This window comes from Stutzerimonas chloritidismutans, assembly GCF_038562055.1.
Lineage (GTDB): Bacteria > Pseudomonadota > Gammaproteobacteria > Pseudomonadales > Pseudomonadaceae > Stutzerimonas > Stutzerimonas chloritidismutans_A.
The window spans coordinates 539,425-556,976 of record NZ_JBCFXD010000001.1 but is presented as its reverse complement, the minus strand read 5'-3'; the positions used below and the strand labels follow the sequence as shown (position 1 = coordinate 556,976).

Annotated in this window: 17 protein-coding genes; 11 read left to right on the top strand and 6 right to left on the bottom strand. The window is 62.0% G+C overall.

Annotation, left to right across the window (positions count from 1 at the left end):
* The first annotated feature begins 242 nt into the window (after positions 1 to 242).
* A complete protein-coding gene (locus AAGW23_RS02505) occupies positions 243 to 1,877 on the top strand; it encodes a methyl-accepting chemotaxis protein (protein WP_342404778.1) in 1,635 nt (544 codons plus the stop codon).
* Between the two features lie 19 nt (positions 1,878 to 1,896).
* Here AAGW23_RS02505 and AAGW23_RS02500 read toward each other — a convergent pair whose 3' ends face one another.
* The gene (locus AAGW23_RS02500) at positions 1,897 to 2,091 is read right to left on the bottom strand and encodes a hypothetical protein (RefSeq protein WP_342404776.1); all 195 of its coding nucleotides are present in this window, start codon (positions 2,089 to 2,091) and stop codon (positions 1,897 to 1,899) included.
* A 271-nt stretch (positions 2,092 to 2,362) separates the two neighbouring features.
* On the opposite strand from AAGW23_RS02500, the gene AAGW23_RS02495 reads away from it, so the two are divergent.
* The 4 genes from AAGW23_RS02495 (at position 2,363) to AAGW23_RS02480 (ending at position 6,001) form a co-directional block, all read left to right on the top strand.
* On the top strand, positions 2,363 to 3,280 hold the full coding sequence (locus AAGW23_RS02495) for an aldo/keto reductase (RefSeq protein ID WP_342404774.1): 918 nt from the start codon (positions 2,363 to 2,365) through the stop codon (positions 3,278 to 3,280).
* A gap of 37 nt (positions 3,281 to 3,317) precedes the next feature.
* Positions 3,318 to 4,610 carry an NTP/NDP exchange transporter gene (locus AAGW23_RS02490; protein ID WP_342404943.1) on the top strand — a complete coding sequence of 431 codons (1,293 nt, stop codon included), beginning with the start codon at positions 3,318 to 3,320 and terminating at the stop codon, positions 4,608 to 4,610.
* A 271-nt stretch (positions 4,611 to 4,881) separates the two neighbouring features.
* A complete protein-coding gene (locus AAGW23_RS02485) occupies positions 4,882 to 5,304 on the top strand; it encodes an HPF/RaiA family ribosome-associated protein (RefSeq protein ID WP_342404773.1) in 423 nt (140 codons plus the stop codon).
* A gap of 133 nt (positions 5,305 to 5,437) precedes the next feature.
* Positions 5,438 to 6,001, top strand: a complete 564-nt coding sequence (locus AAGW23_RS02480) for a fructose-2,6-bisphosphatase (protein WP_342404772.1) — start codon at positions 5,438 to 5,440, stop codon at positions 5,999 to 6,001.
* A gap of 156 nt (positions 6,002 to 6,157) precedes the next feature.
* On the opposite strand, the gene AAGW23_RS02475 is transcribed toward AAGW23_RS02480, so the two are convergent.
* The 3 genes from AAGW23_RS02475 to AAGW23_RS02465 form a co-directional block, all read right to left on the bottom strand.
* On the bottom strand, positions 6,158 to 6,325 hold the full coding sequence (locus AAGW23_RS02475; protein WP_342404771.1) for a hypothetical protein: 168 nt from the start codon (positions 6,323 to 6,325) through the stop codon (positions 6,158 to 6,160).
* A 444-nt stretch (positions 6,326 to 6,769) separates the two neighbouring features.
* Positions 6,770 to 6,982 (bottom strand): cold-shock protein, encoded by a 213-nt coding sequence (locus AAGW23_RS02470; protein WP_003281102.1) that lies wholly within the window; start codon positions 6,980 to 6,982, stop codon positions 6,770 to 6,772.
* Between the two features lie 771 nt (positions 6,983 to 7,753).
* Positions 7,754 to 8,668, bottom strand: coding sequence for a LysR family transcriptional regulator (locus AAGW23_RS02465; RefSeq protein ID WP_342404768.1), 915 nt, complete (start codon positions 8,666 to 8,668; stop codon positions 7,754 to 7,756).
* Between the two features lie 102 nt (positions 8,669 to 8,770).
* Here AAGW23_RS02465 and AAGW23_RS02460 point away from each other — a divergent pair, with 102 nt between their 5' ends.
* From AAGW23_RS02460 to AAGW23_RS02445, 4 genes are read left to right on the top strand one after another with little or no spacing between them, the layout of a single operon-like run.
* Positions 8,771 to 10,009 (top strand): 3-hydroxyacyl-CoA dehydrogenase, encoded by a 1,239-nt coding sequence (locus tag AAGW23_RS02460; protein ID WP_342404767.1) that lies wholly within the window; start codon positions 8,771 to 8,773, stop codon positions 10,007 to 10,009.
* Between the two features lie 2 nt (positions 10,010 to 10,011).
* Positions 10,012 to 11,802: an acyl-CoA dehydrogenase C-terminal domain-containing protein gene (locus AAGW23_RS02455; RefSeq protein ID WP_342404766.1), complete on the top strand. Its 1,791-nt coding sequence runs from the start codon at positions 10,012 to 10,014 to the stop codon at positions 11,800 to 11,802.
* Between the two features lie 24 nt (positions 11,803 to 11,826).
* The gene (locus AAGW23_RS02450; RefSeq protein ID WP_342404765.1) at positions 11,827 to 12,990 is read left to right on the top strand and encodes an iron-containing alcohol dehydrogenase; all 1,164 of its coding nucleotides are present in this window, start codon (positions 11,827 to 11,829) and stop codon (positions 12,988 to 12,990) included.
* A 58-nt stretch (positions 12,991 to 13,048) separates the two neighbouring features.
* Entirely contained in the window at positions 13,049 to 13,492 is a 444-nt protein-coding gene (locus AAGW23_RS02445; RefSeq protein WP_342404764.1) for a thioesterase family protein, read from the top strand.
* 98 nt (positions 13,493 to 13,590) lie between these two features.
* On the opposite strand, the gene AAGW23_RS02440 is transcribed toward AAGW23_RS02445, so the two are convergent.
* Both AAGW23_RS02440 and AAGW23_RS02435 read right to left on the bottom strand, forming a co-directional pair.
* Positions 13,591 to 14,052, bottom strand: a complete 462-nt coding sequence (locus AAGW23_RS02440) for a YMGG-like glycine zipper-containing protein (protein WP_342404763.1) — start codon at positions 14,050 to 14,052, stop codon at positions 13,591 to 13,593.
* Positions 14,053 to 14,191: 139 nt separating this feature from the next.
* Positions 14,192 to 15,280, bottom strand: coding sequence for a substrate-binding domain-containing protein (locus tag AAGW23_RS02435; RefSeq protein WP_342404762.1), 1,089 nt, complete (start codon positions 15,278 to 15,280; stop codon positions 14,192 to 14,194).
* Positions 15,281 to 15,479: 199 nt separating this feature from the next.
* Here AAGW23_RS02435 and AAGW23_RS02430 point away from each other — a divergent pair, with 199 nt between their 5' ends.
* A complete protein-coding gene (locus AAGW23_RS02430; protein ID WP_342404761.1) occupies positions 15,480 to 15,974 on the top strand; it encodes a formate dehydrogenase subunit gamma in 495 nt (164 codons plus the stop codon).
* On the top strand, positions 15,971 to 17,542 hold the full coding sequence (locus AAGW23_RS02425; protein WP_342404759.1) for an NADH-quinone oxidoreductase subunit NuoF: 1,572 nt from the start codon (positions 15,971 to 15,973) through the stop codon (positions 17,540 to 17,542). The genes AAGW23_RS02430 and AAGW23_RS02425 overlap by 4 nt, the downstream gene beginning before the upstream one ends.
* The last annotated feature ends 10 nt before the right edge of the window (positions 17,543 to 17,552 follow it).

Below are 17,552 nucleotides of genomic sequence, written 5' to 3'. Positions count from 1 at the left end.
ATCGGCGCTCAGACCGCGAGCTGTATGCCCGTTCGGCGCCGTCACCGTCAGCCACGTTATCGACCGCCGGGTCGAAGATCGCCATGCAACCTTGGTCTTCATCCGGAAGTACTGAGCGTGGCGGCGACTCCAGATGACGTGGCTCAACGGAAATCGATTGCGGCTGTGCAATTGTCGACGAGCGACCTGTTGCCGCAGTTTTTGTGGCCGATAGCAAGGAAAGCCCCATAAGGAGCGACGCCATGTCTCGCTTGTTCACCGATCTCGGATTCCGCTGGAAAATTACCCTGCCCATTGCGGCGCTGGCCCTGCTACTGGTGCTGATGGGGTTCGTCGGCATGCGTGGCGTCAACCATGTGGCCGATTCGAGCCAGCAGCTGGCGACACGGCACCTACCCGCCATCGGGCTACTGCTCAATGCCGACCGTGACCTGTATCAGGCCTTTGTCGCCGAGCGCAGCCTGCTCGACAGCGATGCGGGCGACCACGTCCAGCCGCTCAAGGCCAGCCATGCAGAAAACCTCAAGCAGGCCTACGACCGCGTGCAGCAGTACGCGGCCATGCAGCCAAGTTCGGAAGCGCTGGCGTTGGTCGAGCAGTTCAACCGTGGCTTTCAGCAATGGTCTGAGGTTTCGCAGCGGGTGATTGAGCAGATCGACCTCGACCCACTGGCCGCCAGTGCACTGAGCTTTGGTGACAGCGAGTCGAGCTTCGATGCCATGCGTGACGCCATCGACAAACTGGGCGATCTTGAAGCGGCGGCGGCGAACAGCGAAGGCGAGGTCGCCATCGCTGAAGGCGCGGCGACAGCAAAGCAGCAGATCATCATGTTGGCTGTTGGCTTGGTCGGCTGCGTGTTGCTGGTGGTGGGTCTACCTCTGGTGGTGCTGCGGCCTATGCAGCGCTTGCTCGAACGTGTGCAACAGATTGCCGAGGGCGACGGCGACCTGCGCGTCCGGCTGGATGTGCGGTCGGCTGACGAACTGGGTCAACTCGGCAATGCGTTCAACCGTTTTCTCGACAAGCTGCAACCGCTGATCGCTGAAGTCGGTCGGGTTACCGGAGAAGTCGATGCGGCGGCGCGTGATATGGCCAGGATGGCGGCGACGAACGATCAACTGATCAGCAGCGAACATGCCGCGGTGGACCAGGTCAGCACGGCGGCGACGGAAATGAGCGCTGCGGTGCACGAGGTCGCGCTGAATGCACAGAACGCTTCCGATGCGGCACGCAATGCGCAGCAGCAGTCAAGCCAGGGCGCAGCGGTGGTCACCAGCACCGTCCAGTCAATCCGTCAGCTGGCTCAGGAAGTGGAAAGCACCTCGCAGACCATTGAGGCACTGGCTGAAGAGACCGCGAGCATTGGTGCGGTGCTCGAAGTGATTCGCGGTATTGCTGAACAGACCAACCTGCTTGCGCTCAACGCTGCCATCGAGGCTGCCCGGGCCGGCGAGCAGGGACGTGGTTTCGCCGTGGTGGCGGATGAGGTACGGGCGTTGGCGGGCCGTACTCAGGATTCGACGAAGGACATCCAGCTACGCATTGAGCGGTTGCAGGGTGGGGTCGCCAAGGCCGTGCAGGCCATGCACGCCGGCAGTGGCAAGGCGCGAGACAGTGTGGAGCGTGCTGCCGGCGTCGATCAGGTGTTGGCCGACACGGCGGAGTCGGTACAGCGCATCAATGACATGGCGGCGCAGATTGCCACAGCGTGCGAGGAGCAGAGCAGCGTGACCGAGGAGATTGCGCGCAACATCAGCGATATACGCGACCTGTCCGATGATGCGGCTGCCAATTCTACGAAGAGCATGCAGGCCAGTCAGCAATTGTCCGGGCTGTCGCAGACTCTGGCGAGCCTGGTGGGTCGCTTCCAGGTCTGATTGGGCGCGCGGCGCCCGGCTAGCCGGGGTCGCGTGCCCCCCACAGCAGTTTGCCAAGCCCGGTGTCGTTCGGTAACAACAACAGGCTGAGCATAAATATCAGCAGCAGCCCGAGCGCATAGGCCAGGCTGATCAGGCGCTGCCGCCGGCGGCGGCGTCTCACTGGTGTTGTGCTGGTCGGTTGTGCGCTGGAACGTGAAGGGGTTGGGTGCATCGTCATCTCGATGGATGGCAAGCCGCGGCTCATTTGGTAGCGGGAGCCGACGTGTACCGTTCTGGAGGCGAAGTAAACCCGAAATGAAAGCATAATGCCACTATCGTGAAGGCAGCCCCGATGGCTGTCATTCTCGGTAAGTGCCATCCCCCTGCGTCTGCCATTGCCGCGCTGTCACAATCGGAAAAGTTCTAGAGTGGATATCAGCCAGCGCTGCGGGCGATGTCGACCATACTCAAAGGTCGCCGTCGCCCCACCTGGAGATCCGCTCATGCAGACTCGCCGCCAGCTGCTCAGTCGTTCCGCCCTGTTAGCCACTGTTGCCGCCCTCGGGCCACTGCTGCCGTTGCTGGCAAGAGGGGCCGAGCCGTTGCGCCAGCGCGCGATTCCTGCGACCGGCGAGATGCTTCCGGTGATCGGGCTGGGTACCTCGCGGACACATGACGTTCAACTCGACGATGACGAGATGCGAACCCTGCTCGAGGTGCTGCGGGTGCTCGTCGAGGGTGGCGCAAGGGTGATCGATACCGCGCCGAGCTACGGCAATGCTGACCGGGTGGTCGGTGAGCTGGTCCAGCGCGGCGATGCGCGTAAGCAAGTGTTTCTTGCCAGCAAGGTGTCCGCCACCGGCCGCGCGCGTGGACTGGCGCAGATCGAAGAGAGCTTCGAGGCGCTGCAGACTGAAGTGATCGACCTGATCCAGGTGCACAACCTGCAGGACACGCGCACCCAGCTCCAGCTGTTGCGCACTCTCAAGGAGCAAGGTCGTATCCGCTACATAGGCGTGACGCACTATGTCGAATCCGCCCACGATCGGCTGCTAGAAGTGCTCAAGCAGGAGCCTGTCGATTTCGTCCAGTTCAACTATTCAGTCAGCGAGCGCAATGCTGAAAGGCGGTTGCTGCCGTATTGCGCCGAGCACGGCATTGCCACGCTGATCAACCGGCCCTTTACCCGCGGTAACCTGCTCTCGCGAGTCAAGGGAAAACCGTTGCCGAGCTGGGCGGCGGACATCGATGCCAGCTCCTGGGCGCAGCTGCTGCTCAAGTTCATCCTTGCCGAGCCGGCAGTGACCACGGTGATACCGGCCACATCCAATCCGCGCTACATGGCTGACAACATCATGGCCGGCCAGGGCCGATTGCCGGACGCGCGCCAGCGGGAACTGATTGTCGAAGCCTTTCGATGAATGCGGTCGAGGGGCTCCGAGCTGGGGCTGGATGATCATGCCGTTTGCGGCGCATGTCGCTGCGCTGATCAATGCCCGCCCAGGCGAGCTGCGTGCGGCGTTGGCAGGATTCGGCCTGTTTTTCTGCCTGTTCACCGGCTATTTCATGCTGCGGCCGATTCGCGAGTCGATGGGTATTCAGGGCGGCGTTGAAAACCTGCAGTGGCTGTTCACCGCGACCTTCGTCGCCATGCTGGTGGCGGTGCCGCTGTTCGCCTGGCTCAACTCGCGGGTAGCGCGCATTCATTACATCGACTGGGTGTACGGCTTCTTCTGCGTCAACCTGCTGCTGTTTGCCGGGCTGTTCTTTGTTCTGCGCGACAGCATCTGGCTGGCTCGGGTGTTCTACGTGTGGATCTCGGTCTACAACCTGTTCGTGGTTTCGGTAGCCTGGAGCCTGATGGCCGATGTGTTCGACGCCCCCCAGGCGCGTCGGCTGTTCGCCTTCATTGCCGCCGGTGCCAGCGTTGGTGGGCTGATGGGGCCTGCCCTGAGCGCGCTGCTCGTAGGTGTGCTCGGGCAGTTCGGACTGATGCTGCTGGCGGCGCTGCTACTGTCGGTAGCGGTGGCGATCAAGCACTACCTGATGGCTTGGCGCGAAGTGCTTGGTGCCGGCCGCCCCGGTGCCGAACGCGCCGAAAGCCCGCGGCGACCGGTGACAGGTAATCCCTTCAGCGGGCTGACCCGCGTGCTCGGTTCGGGCTATCTGCTAGGCATCGCGGTTTTTGTATTGCTACTGACTACCGCCAGTACCTTCCTCTATTTCGAACAGGCGCGGCTGGTGGCCGAGCTCTTTCCCGATCGCGCCGAGCAGGTACGAGTCTTCGGTGCGATTGACTTCGTGGTGCAGGCCGGCGCTTTGCTGTCGCAGCTGTTCATCACCGGGCGCATCGCCCAGCGGCTCGGGGTGCGGGTGCTGCTTACCGCAGTACCGGCGCTGGTCTGCCTGGGGTTCGTTGGCCTGGCGCTGGCTCCGAGCTTTGCTGTGCTGGCGACGGTGATGATTGTGCGTCGCGTTGGCGAATATGCCTTTGTCCGCCCGGGCCGCGAGATGCTGTTCGCACCGCTGGATGCCGAGAGCAAATACAAGGCGAAGAACTTCATCGATACCGTGGTTTATCGCGGTGGTGATGCCCTCAGCGGCTGGGGCAAGGCTCTGCTCGACAGCCTTGGCCAAGGTGTCTGGCTGGTCGCTCTGGTGGGCGCGGCAAGCGCGGCGGTCTGGGGTGGGGTGGGCTGGCGGCTCGGCGTGCGAGCCGACCAGGTCAGCAGGCAACGCGGGCGAGACTAGGGTAAAGCACGCGGACCTCATCGAATGCCGGCAATTTTCTTCAGGCAGGATGTGAATATCAGCGCCGCTATCGTCCGCTCATGGAAGAGTAGCAAGCCTAGGAGGCTCTGGGCTTCGAGGCGCCGGCTTTCTGAGCTCAAGCGCTTCACTGACCTGGGTCAGCTAAGGTCAGACCGCCGCTGGCGACAATTCAACCAGACGAAACCGCTGAACCTCGGCGGTACAGACGCCTCGAACCCTAGTAGGTACGTCATCAATCAGGAGTAGTCGTATGCATGTTCAAGTCAACAGCCATCACATCCCCGGCAGTGTCGAACTACATGAATGGGTCGGTTCGACCGTAGAGGAGCGGCTGGAGCGTTTCGACGATTTCCTCACTCGCATCGAAGTGCACGTCAGCGACGAGAACGCACAGAAGGCCGGCGCTGATGACAAGCGCTGCCAGATCGAAGCCCGCCCGAAAGGCCATCAGGCCGTATCGGTGACACACAAGGCCGAATCTCTTCAGTTGGCGGTTGAAGGTGCCGCTGAGAAGATGCGCCACGCTCTGGATCACCTGATCGGCAAGTTGGACACCAAGGTGCTCTCTGGCGGCGAACTCAATGATCCGTTGCGTGACGAGCAACCGCAGGCGGTAAAGGATGCGATGCTCGAAGAGGAATTCCTGGAAAAACAGGAAGAGCTCGACAAGTAAGGCATCCGGCCCTGGCTTCCACCAGGGCCTTCCCTGCGAAATCCGCTTCACTTTTCATTATCGTTGTCTAGTCCGGAACCCGCCGTTGCCGTTGCGTTTCGAATGAGCAATGTCCTCCTCTGGTAGTCCCTTCATGCAGATCATCCTGGTGCGTCACGGGCGGCCTGACCACAACGCCGACCCATGGAGTACGCCAGCCGACATGAAGCGCTGGGTCGAGCATTACAATGCTGCCAGTGTGGTGGGTCGCGAGCGGCCCGAAGCCTTGCGACGCCTTGCTGAGTCGGTTGGCATTGTGGTCTGCAGCTCGCTGATGCGCTGCGTGGAGTCGCGCGACCATCTGGACTGCCAATGCCTGTACCAGCCCGATCCATTGTTCGCCGAGGCGCATCTGCCTTATCCGGATTGGGCTTATCCGTTGATGCCTTCGCGGGTCTGGCGTATTACCTTCCGCACGGCTTGGTTTCTTGGTTTCGCACGTCATACCGAGCCGGTGAGCGAATCCAGGCGACGCGCCAGTGTCGCGGCCGACAGGCTTATCGAGCTGGCGGAAACCCATGGCAGCGTGTTGCTGATGGGGCACAAGATCATGAACGCACTGATCGCCACGCAGCTGCGCCGACGGGGCTGGCAGGGGCCGGCACTGCCGCTGCTGTCGGGCTACTGGCATCCGAGCCGCTACCGCAAGCCATCCTGAATCCATATCTCCCCAAGGTGGGCCGCAGTGACAGCGCAGAGCTGGGCGAAGGGCAGCCTCGTAAACATCGGATGTCCAAAAATCTCGGCCATAAATGAGCTGAACACAGGCGTAATACTCAGGAAAAGTAGGGTTTTTGAGAGAGCTGCTCATTTCTCATGCCCTGTCTTCAATTTGACCGATACCAGCTAAATCATGGAGTTTTGAATGAAATGGCGTAATAACGATGCAAAGTTTGTATGAGACGTGGTGATTTACAGCAGTATCAAGGTCGAGCGCCGGTGGCATGAATAGCCAAAGGCTTACAAGAATCTGCGCGATCACCACTACAGCTCCAGCGTTCAACTAATTAATCTATGCCCACTCTGAAGCGCAGGAAGCGCTCAGGATCAGGATGATCGACCATTGCCAGGAAGGCACTCGAATGGACTCGGATAGGTCAGAAAAAACCCGCTTCGGCGGGTTTTTGCTTTTCCGCACCCTGCAATGTGCTGCAGAGTGCGTGCAGCTTGCACAGACGCTTCGTGTTAGGCATTACGCAGCCTAGGTTGACGGCACTCGAAAACTCCTTCTGGTAAAGGCAAGGAATACCGCTCCAGCGAAGCTTGGATTCTGCCATCCTGATGCATTATGCAGCCACCGTCTGACTTATCTCTGGAGTTATCAATGGCTCAAGTATGTCCACGACTGGACAGTATTTTTTAGCTGATTTAAATACTCCAGACGAAAAAAAGCCCCGCCGAAGCGGGGCTTTTTATTTCAGGCGTCTTAAGAGACTTGAACCTGATCAGCCTGCATCCCTTTCTGGCCCTTAGTGGCCATGAAAGAAACGGCTTGGCCTTCACTCAGGCTTTTGAAGCCTGCGCTTTCGATCGAACGATAATGAACGAACAGGTCTTCGCTGCCGTCGGTCGGCGTAATAAAGCCGAAACCTTTTTCATCGTTGAACCATTTAACTGTGCCATTTTGACGAGTAGACATGAGTATCTCCCAGGTGTTTTAAGGCTGCAGCGCTGAATTGTTCGGCGCCGAGACTGAGAAGCGAGAAGCAAAACGAACCGAGGAGATGAAACAGAGAAACTTCATGCCGGGTGTCGAAGTGTTAATTGCGAAGCAGTGACCCCGAATATACGCATATAAAAAGATATGTACAGCGTTGTTTGTCTTGAGGCGGATTTAAAGTGGCTGCTGAATATTTTAAAAAGACAAAATCAGCCATTTATTTCCATAGTTTACAGTCGCTTATCTCGTCGTTTTTATAGAATTGAAATTCTGATATTTCGACGAAAACTTATGAGTCTTATATTGCGCAGCTGGCGGCGTGTTCGTGCCTGCGTTGAAAGATTACTGCCCGAGATTGGCCAATCTCCAGGTCCTTGTGGTGATAGCGCAGAAGCGACAGCGCTACCTTAACGCATCAAGCGCATCGCTTTTTAGGGTTTTTTTCGAGTCAGCGCTGAGAGAGGCGTTCCGACGATGCGTTTGTTCCCTCCTATGGCGAAAGGCTTACAAGGATCCCAGTCATTTGCTCTTCAGCTGGCTCAGTCGGATGATTAATCTATGCCCAGCTCTGAAGCGCAGGACGCGCTCAGGATCAAGGAAGATCGACCATCGCCAGGACGGCACCCGGAAGGATTCGGATGGTCAGGAAAAACCCGCTGCGGCGGGTTTTTTGTTGCCCGTGGAAAACCGCCGGGAATGGCGTAACGTTCCGGCAATCGCCGCACGAGGCGCCAAGGGCAGCCTGTCGCCTCACCGCGGCAGACTGCCGTGTTCATTGACTGCGACGATTTGTTCGATCAGCCATTGCAGGGCAGCGTCCCGTTCACGCTGCGCCACGCTGACGATATCCAGCCGGAAGCTGCCGAGATCGAAGGGCAGGTCAAACAGCTTCAGCGGTAGCAGCTCCGCGAAATAGCGCGCCAGCTGCGTTGGCAGCACTGCGGCCAGATCGCTACGCGCAACGATATGTGCCGCCTGCAGATAGTTCGGGGTGGTGTAGACCACGTCGCGGCTGAGCCCTTGTTCCTCCAGCCATTGATCGACCATGCCGCGTGTCTGCCCGCCGTGGACCCAGAGGTGGCGCAGGCGCAAAAACCCGTTGAGGTCCAGTGTCTCTCCAATCAACGGATGACCTTTGCGCACCGCAATTTGCAAGGTCTCGCTCGCCCAGCGTCGGGTATGAAAACGGGTCGGCACTTCGACGAAGCGGCCGAGAACCAGATCCAGCTTGCCGTCATCCAGCGCTTCGACCGGCAGGCTTGGGGTCAGATGCTCAATGGCCAGCTGAATCCCCGGTGCCACGCTCGCCAGGCGAGCCATTAGCGCAGGCATGCAGATCAGCTCGACGTAATCGGTGACGGCGATGACGAAGCGCTGGCGGCTGGTGGTCGGGTCGAAGAAATCCCCAGCATTCAAGGTGTGCTCGATCTGCTGCAGCGCATCGCGGATCGGGGCCTCCAGGCTCAGCGCGCGGGGCGTCGGCTGCATGGCACGGCCGACGCGCACCAGCAGTGGGTCATCGAGCAGTTCGCGCAGACGATTGAGCGCGTTGCTGACGGCCGGTTGGCTGAGCGAAAGCCGCTCGGCCGCGCGGGAAACATTGCGTTCACGCAGCAGCGCGTCTAGCACGCGGAGAAGGTTGAGGTCGAAATTGTAGATATTCATCTGATGAATCTGAAACATCACAAGACTAAATTTCAAAAATAGTAGCGTCTTCGTCTATGGTTGGTCTCCAGTTTTTTCCGCCTTGCGATGAGGACAGCTGCTATGAGCCAAACCGGTTTCGATATCCAGACCGCCGCCGTGATCGGCGCGGGCACCATGGGCCGCGGTATCGTCATGAGCCTGGCCAACGCCGGTGTGCAGGTGCTATGGCTGGACAACAATCCCGAGATGCTCGACCAGGCGTTGGGCGTCGTGGCCGACACCTACGCGCACAACGTCCGCCAGGGCCGTATCGACGAGGCTCAAGCGGCGGCACGCCGCACCTGCATCAGCAAGGCGGCGGATTATCAGGCGTTAGCCAATGTCGATCTGGTAATCGAAGCCGTTTATGAGAACCTCGAGCTAAAGCAGTCCATCTTCCGCGAACTGGACGGCATCGTTAAGCCCACCGGCATTCTCGCCAGCAATACCTCGGCACTCGACATCGACGCCATTGCCGCCGTCACCGGGCGACCCGAGCAGGTCGTGGGCCTGCACTTCTTCAGTCCTGCACACATCATGAAGCTGCTGGAAATCGTTCGTGGGGCGAAGACCTCCAAAGCGGTGCTCGAGGCCTCCACCGAACTGGGCAAGCGCATGGGCAAGGTCAGCGTGATCGCCGGCAACTGCCAGGGCTTCATTGGCAACCGCATGCTCGCCACTTATGTGCGCGAGGCGCGAATGATGCTGCTCGAAGGTGCCTACCCGCACCAGGTTGACGCTGCGCTGCAGGGCTTCGGCTTCGCCATGGGGCCGTTCCGCATGTACGACGTAGTCGGCATCGACCTGGAATGGCGTTCGCGCGAATTGGCCGGCAAGGGCCAGGATGAGCCTGAGGTGCAGGTGGACAACCGCCTCTGCGAGCTCGGCCGCTTCGGCCAGAAATCGCGCATGGGCTACTACCGCTATGCCGAGGGCAGCCGCCAGGCCGAACACGACCCGGAAGTGGACGCGCTCGTGCAGCGCGAGTCCGAGCGCCTCGGTTATGGGCGCCGCGAGATTGGCAGCGAAGAAATCCTCGAGCGCTGCCTGCTGGCGCTGGTCAACGAAGGCGCGAAGATTCTCGAAGAAGGCATGGCCGAGTCCAGTGCAGATATCGACACTGTTTACCTCTACGGCTATGGCTTCCCGGCTGAAGTCGGCGGGCCGATGACCTGGGCCGACAGCCAGGGCCTGCCGGCCATTCGTGACCGTTTGAATGCCTTGGCCGAGCGCCACGGCGAGCACTGGAAGCCTGCAGAGCTGATCGACAGCCTGGCCGCGCTCGGCAGTCGCTTCGCTGACTACAAAAAGGAAGCGTGAGCATGGAATACAAAGCCCCCCTGCGTGACATGCGCTTCGTGCTGCACGAACTGTTCGACGCCAGCGCTCATTGCGAGCTGCTCGGCAACGGTCTGGACCCCGAGCTGATCGACGGTGTGCTGGAAGAAGCCGCGCGCTACACCGGCGGCGAAATCGCACCGCTCAATCGCAACAGTGACGAAGAGGGCGTGACCCTGGAAAACGGCGAGGTGCGCACGCCGCAGGGCTTCGTCGAGGCCTACAAGCAGTACGTCGACAACGGCTGGGCGAGCATGACCGGGCCAACCGAGTACGGCGGTCAGGGCTTCCCGCAGCTGGTGGCCTGTAACTTCCACGAGATGCTGATGGGCGCCTCGCTGTCCTTCCGCATCTACTCGGGCCTGACCGAAGGCGCGGTGCTGGCGCTGTACAAGCACGGCAGCGACGCGCTGAAGAAGGCCTATCTGGAGAAGCTGGTGAGCGGCAGCTGGAGCGGCACCATGTGCCTGACCGAACCGCAGGCCGGCACCGACCTCGCCCTGCTGCGCACCAAGGCCGAGCCCCAGGCGGACGGCAGCTACCAGGTCAGCGGCAGCAAGATTTTCATCTCCGGTGGCGAGCACGACATGAGCGAGAACATCGTGCATCTGGTGTTGGCGCGCCTGCCGGATGCCCCGGCTGGGGTGAAGGGCATCAGCCTCTTGCTGGTACCCAAGTACATCGCCAAGGCTGATGGCACCCCGGGCGAGCGCAACGCGCTGAGCTGCGGCGCCATCGAACACAAGATGGGCATCAAGGGCGCGGCGACCTGCGTGATGAACTTCGACGGCGCCACTGGCTGGGTCGTCGGTGAGCCCAATCAGGGCCTGGCCTGCATGTTCACCATGATGAACGATGCGCGCTTTCAGGTCGGCTTGCAGGGACTCGGCATCGCTGAACAGGCCTACCAGGGCTCGCTGGCCTACGCCCGTGAACGCTTGCAGTCGCGCGGTCTGGCCGGTGTTCAGCATCCAGATAAAGCAGCTGACCCGATCATCGTCCACCCGGACGTACGGCGCATGCTGTTGACACAGAAGACGCTGGTCGAGGGTAGCCGCATGCTGGCCGCCTACTGCGCCCGGCAGCTGGACCTCGAACACGGCCATCCAGATGCCGCCGCTCGCAAGGCGGCGAGCAAGCGTGCGGCGCTGTTGATCCCAATCGTCAAAGCCTTCTTCACCGACATGGGCCAGGAGGTCGCAAGCCTCGGCGTGCAGGTCTACGGCGGTCACGGTTATATCCGTGAATGGGGCATGGAGCAGCTGATGCGCGACAGCCGCATCACCCAGCTGTACGAAGGCACCAACGGCATCCAGGCGCTGGACTACATCCGCCGCAAGTTGCTCGGCGATGGCGGCTCGGAGCTGTCGGCATTGCAGGCGGAGTTCAGTGAAATCTGTGATCAGCAGATCGACCGGCCGGCGCTGCATAAGATGGCGGGCAAGGTGCAGGCGCGGATCGGCGAATGGCGCGAGCTGAGCGCCGAAATCATCGCCGCGACCGGCCGTGACCCGCAGGAAATCGGCGCGGTGTCGGTGGATTTCCTGCAGTACTCGGCTTATGTGTTGTTGGCCGGGCTCTGGCTACAAGCTGCTGCTCGCGCGCAGGATGCGCTGGAGCAAGGGGCAGGAGAGGAGGCGTTTTACCAGGCCAAGCTGGCCAGCGCGGACTTCTACCTGCGCCGCGTACTGCCGCGGGCGAGCGCGCATCGTGAGGCAATCCAGGGCGGCGCTGATTGCCTGATGGCGCTGCCAGAAAGCGACTTCGCGTTTTGAGCTAATCGATCACAGGAGGCACCGATGCATCCGTTCAGCTTTGCCACAACCGCCCAATTGATCTGCGAACCCGGGTCATCGCGCCGCTTGGCCAGCCTCTGCAAAGAGCGCGAGACGCATTCCGTTCTGGTCGTGACCGATCCGGGCATCACCCGTTTCGGCCTGCTCAACGAGGTGCTGCAGGGGTTCGAGACGGCAGGGCTGAAGGTCGCGGTCTACGATCAGGTCGTCGCTGATCCACCGGAAGCCATCGTATTGGCCGCCGTCGAGCAGGCCCGGTCAACGGGCGCTGATCTGGTGATCGGCTTTGGTGGCGGCAGCTCTATGGACGTCGCCAAGCTGGTGGCCCTCTTGGCACACCCGGACAATACCCAAACCCTGCAGGATATCTACGGGGTCGGTAACGCCAAGGGCAAGCGGCTGCCGTTGATTCAGGTGCCGACCACCGCCGGCACCGGCTCAGAGGTCACCCAGATCGCCATCATCACCACCGGCGAGACGACCAAGATGGGCGTGGTCTCACCCCTGTTGCTGCCGGACCTGGCGCTACTCGACGCCGACCTCACACTCGGCTTGCCACCGGCGGTGACCGCCGCCACCGGCATCGACGCCATGGTGCATGCCATCGAGGCCTATACCAGCGCGCTGAAGAAAAACCCCATGTCTGACCTGCTGGCCCGCGAAGCCCTGCGCCTGCTGGCGGCCAACCTCGACGAAGCCGTACACAATGGCAGCAACCGTGAGGCGCGCCAGGCGATGTTGCTTGGTGCTTGCCTGGCCGGCCAGGCCTTTGCCAACGCGCCAGTGGCGGCGGTGCATGCGCTGGCCTATCCGCTGGGTGGCAACTTCCACATTCCGCACGGTCTATCCAACGCGCTGGTACTGCCGCAGGTGCTGCGCTTCAACGTCAGCGCGGCGACCACCCATTACGGCGAACTGGCGCCGATCATCCTGGGTGATCGATTGCGCGCGGATGATCCGTCGACCTATGCCGAACAGCTGATCGAGGAGTTCGAGCAGATGAGCGCCCGAGTCGGCCTGCCGACCCGCCTGCGCGATGCGGGCGTGCCGGAAGAGATGCTGCCGCAACTGGCGAAAGAGGCGATGCTCCAGCAGCGCCTGTTGGTCAACAATCCCCGCGAAGTGACCGAGGCCGATGCCTTGGCCATCTACCGCGCCGCGTATTGACTTCGATGGCGCACCGCTTCGCTCGCGGTGTGCCGGGTTGCTAGACAAGGATTCTCGAATGGCCGAACAACCGCAGCACCTGCGCGCCGAGTACCGGCATTTCCAACCCATCACCACACGCTGGCATGACAACGACATTTACGGCCACGTGAACAACGTCGTGTATTACAGCTATTTCGACAGTGCAGTGAATGCCTATCTGATCGAGCGCGGCGGGCTGGATATTCACGAAGGCCAGGTAGTGGGCTTCGTTGTCAGTTCTTCATGCGATTACTTCGCTTCCATCGCGTTTCCCGACGTGCTGGAAGTCGGGCTGCGGGTGGGCAAGCTGGGCAACAGCTCGGTGCAATACGAACTGGCGATTTTCAAGGCAGGCGAAGCGCAGGCCTGTGCGGCGGGGCGCTTCGTGCATGTGTTCGTGGACCGCGCCAGCAACCGTCCGACACCTATCCCGAGTGGTTTGCGCCAGGCGTTGGAATCGCTGGTGATGGCGGCTGAATAAACCTCAGCCCTGCGGTTAGACAGCCGAACGGCCGAGCTTTTTCGGCCGTTCACTGTGAGTGGTGTTTCTGGGATGCGCCGCGCTACTGAGCGGCTGACTCAGTGGTGATGCTTGTGTTTGTGCTTCCAGTGTCCCTTGGCTTTGCCCGGGTGGCCGTAGTAGCGGCGGTCGTCACGGTAGCGGCGGTCATTGCGATAGTCGTCATCGTTGCCATAAGCACTGCCGATCGCGCCGCCCGCGCCGCCACCCACGGCTGCGCCAATCAGGCCACCGGTACTGCCACCGACGCGCTGGCCGATCACGTTACCGCCCGCTGCGCCAAGGCCACCACCGATGGCTGCTTCGGTGCGGCTGCGCTTGTCGGCGCCGACCATGCCGCCCGCAGCGCCGCCGACACCGGCGCCGATGGTCGCGCCGGTGGAGCCACCCAGATGTTCACCCACCACCGTACCCAATACCCCGCCGAGAGCGCCGCCGACGGCCGCTTCGGTATTGCTCGCCATGGCGACACCGCCAGTGGTCAGGCCCAGGGAAAGGAGGAGCAACTGCATATATTTCATGGACACCTCGGTAGCAGAACCGCCGTGCGGCGGAAATCGCGCCATAGACCCAACAAGCTCACTCCGGGTTCCCGTTTCGCTTGATGGCGCACAGACGTTGAGACTTGGCTCACGGTTTCGTGGCCGCAGGAGAGGCCCCTCAAAGGAGAGGCTCGCGGCTCCATTGTTCCAGCGCCTGGGACAACGGCAGCACTTCGCCGGGCCGGCTCAGGGCATAACCGGGCAGTTGACCAATGCGTGCCTGAAATTCCGGGTTCTGCAAAACCCGCAGCAGCGCGGCCATGGCCGGTAGTTCGAGGCTGTCCTCGCGGCACAGTAGGCAGTAGTGCTCGCGGGCCAGTGGCAGGAAGGTCAGGCCGAACTGGCGTGCTGCCGCTTCGACGCCAAAGCCGACGTCGGCCATGCCGCTGGCCACGTAGGCAGCCACGGCGGCATGGGTGAACTCCTCGTTGTGAAAGCCCTTGATCGTGGTGGTGTGTAGTCCGTCGCGACGCATCAGGTCCTCGAACAACAGGCGCGTTCCCGAGCCAGGTTCACGGTTGACGAAGCGCGGCTCGCCACGGGTCAGGTCAGCCAACCCCTCGATGCCGAGCGGATTGCCGGGCGCCAGCATCAAGCCCTGGGTGCGCACGACAAAGGTGATCACCCGCTGGTCGGGGCGTAGCCAGGGCTGGATGCGGTTGATGCTCAGGGTGCCGAGCGGCCCGGCCGGCACGTGGAGGCCGGCGACGTCGCAGTCGTTGCGATGCAGCGCGATCATGGCTTCGCTGCCGCTGCGAAACTGCACGTCCCACTGCCAGCTCGGGTCGCGTTCCAACCACTCACGCAACGCCGCCACGGCGAAACCGTGGCTGGCGTGGATGCGCAAGCCTGGGTTGCTGGCCTGTAGCACCCGGTTCAGCTCCAGTTCCAGCTCACCAGCCAGGTTGTCCAGCTGCGGAGACAACCGCGCGCGTATACGCTGGTCGGCCCACAACAGTTTCTCCCCCAGGGGCGCCAGGCGGGCGCCCTTGCCGCGCTCCAGGTCGATCAGCGGGCTGCCGAAAAAGGCCTGCCACTTGCCCAGCAGGTTCCAGGCATGACGGTAGGAGTAGCCGACGCGGGCGGCGGCCTCGGTCAGCTTGCCGGTGTCGTGCACCGCTTGAAGCAGCTCCAGGCCCTGGGGGTCGAGGCTGCTGCCGTCGCGCTGGTGAAACCGCCAGCGGGGCTGAATTTCGATACGGATCATATGCTCACTGCTTCATATTTGTTCGGCTTTATGCCCGTGCTAGTGTGCCGCACATGGGCGCTTTGCGGCCAAGTATAAGAACTTCAATTCATATGTGGCGACCCCTCTGGGTATCGCCTGGGATAAGCGCCCATCAGCCGTGATGTGCGGCGCTTGTCTCCCGACAGTACCGGTATAGCCGCCGGCTGGAGCATAGAACATGGCCACTCTTCCCCAGCGCTTCGCTCCCGAGCAGTGCCAGGCCGTCGCCCGCGAGGTGCTGGCCGCCCACCGCGATCGACCAGGCGCGCTGTTGCCAGTCCTCCACGACATCCAGGACCGTCTCGGTGCGGTACCGCCGGAGCTGTTGCCGATGATCGCCGAGGACCTCAGCCTGTCACGCGCCGAGGTGCACGGCGTGGTCAGCTTCTACCATGACTTTCGTGCCACGCCGCCGGGCCGCCAGGTGCTCAAGTTGTGCCAGGCCGAGGCCTGCCGGTCCATGGGGGTCAAGGCATTGACTGCCGAACTCGAGGAAAAGCTGGGCCTGGCGCTCGGTGAGACCCACGAAGACGGTAGCCTGTCTTTCGAACCGGTGTACTGCCTGGGCAACTGCGCCTGTGCGCCGAATGCCATGCTCAACGGGGAGGTGCACGGCCGCGTGGATGCCGAAGAACTGCTGGCGCTGCTGGCTGAACAGGAGGCGCTTGCATGAACGAATCCATCACCGTTTATGTCCCGCGTGACGTCACGGCGCTCAGCCTGGGCGCCGACAAGGTAGCCCGGGCGATCAGCGACGAGGCCGCTGCCCGCGGCATCGACGTGAAGCTGGTGCGCAACGGCTCGCGCGGGCTGTTCTGGCTCGAGCCATTGGTCGAGGTCGCCACTGCCGCTGGCCGTATGGCTTACGGTCCGGTCAAGGCCAGAGACGTTGCCGGGCTGTTCGATGCCGACTTTCTGACCGGCGGCGAGCATCCTCTGGGCCAAGGGCTGACCGAGGAGATCGAGTACCTCAAGCGCCAGGAGCGCCTCACCTTTGCCCGCGCCGGCATTACCGACCCGTTGTCGCTGGAAGACTACATCGCCCACGATGGTTATCGTGGGCTCAAGCGCGCCTTGGGCATGACGCCCGAGGCCATCGTTGCGGAAGTCACCGAATCCGGCCTACGCGGCCGCGGCGGTGCGGCGTTTCCGACCGGTATCAAATGGCGCACCGTGCTCGGCTGCGAGGCGGCGCAGAAATACATCGTCTGCAACGCCGACGAAGGCGACTCGGGCACCTTCTCCGACCGCATGGTGATGGAAGACGACCCCTATGTGCTCATCGAGGGCATGACCATCGCGGGTCTCGCCGTCGGCGCCACCAGGGGCTACATCTACCTGCGCTCGGAATACCCGCACGCCGAGGCCGTGCTGCTCGAGACCATCGCCCGCGCCAACGCCGCCGGTTACCTGGGCGATGACGTGCTCGGCAGTGGCAAGGCCTTCCATCTGGAACTGCGCCGCGGCGCGGGCGCCTACATCTGTGGCGAGGAAACCGCGCTGCTGGAGAGCATCGAAGGCAAGCGTGGCACCGTACGGCCGAAGCCGCCGCTGCCTGCCATCGAAGGGCTGTTCGGCATGCCGACGGTGATCAACAACGTCATCTCCCTGGCCTCGGTGCCGATCATCCTCGACAAGGGTGGTACCTATTACAAGGATTTCGGCATGGGTCGCTCGCTCGGCACCCTGCCGATTCAGCTGACCGGCAACATCGCCCGTGGTGGCCTGATCGAGAAGGCCTTCGGTATTACCCTGCGCGAGCTGCTCTATGAATATGGTGGAGGCTCGGCCAGCGGTCGGCCCATCCGTGCCGTGCAGGTCGGTGGCCCGCTGGGTGCCTATCTGCCCGAATCGCAGTTCGATACGCCGCTGGACTACGAGGCCTTTGCCGCCCTTGGCGCGGTGCTCGGTCACGGCGGCATCGTGGTGTTCGACGATACCGTCGATCTGGCCGAGATGGCGCGCTACGCCATGGAGTTCTGCGCGGTGGAATCCTGCGGCAAGTGCACGCCCTGCCGGATCGGTTCGACCCGTGGCGAGGAGCTGCTTGACCAGATCATTGTCGCTCGTTCCGAAGGGCCGCAGCCGGGCCGTATCGAACTGCTCAAAAGCCTTTGCGACACCATGCTCGGCGCCTCTCTGTGCGCCCTCGGCGGGATGACACCCTATCCGGTGATGAGCGCCATCAACCACTTTCCCGAGGACTTCGGGGTGTCGCCAGACACCGCCGAAGCCCGCTGATCCGGAGGCA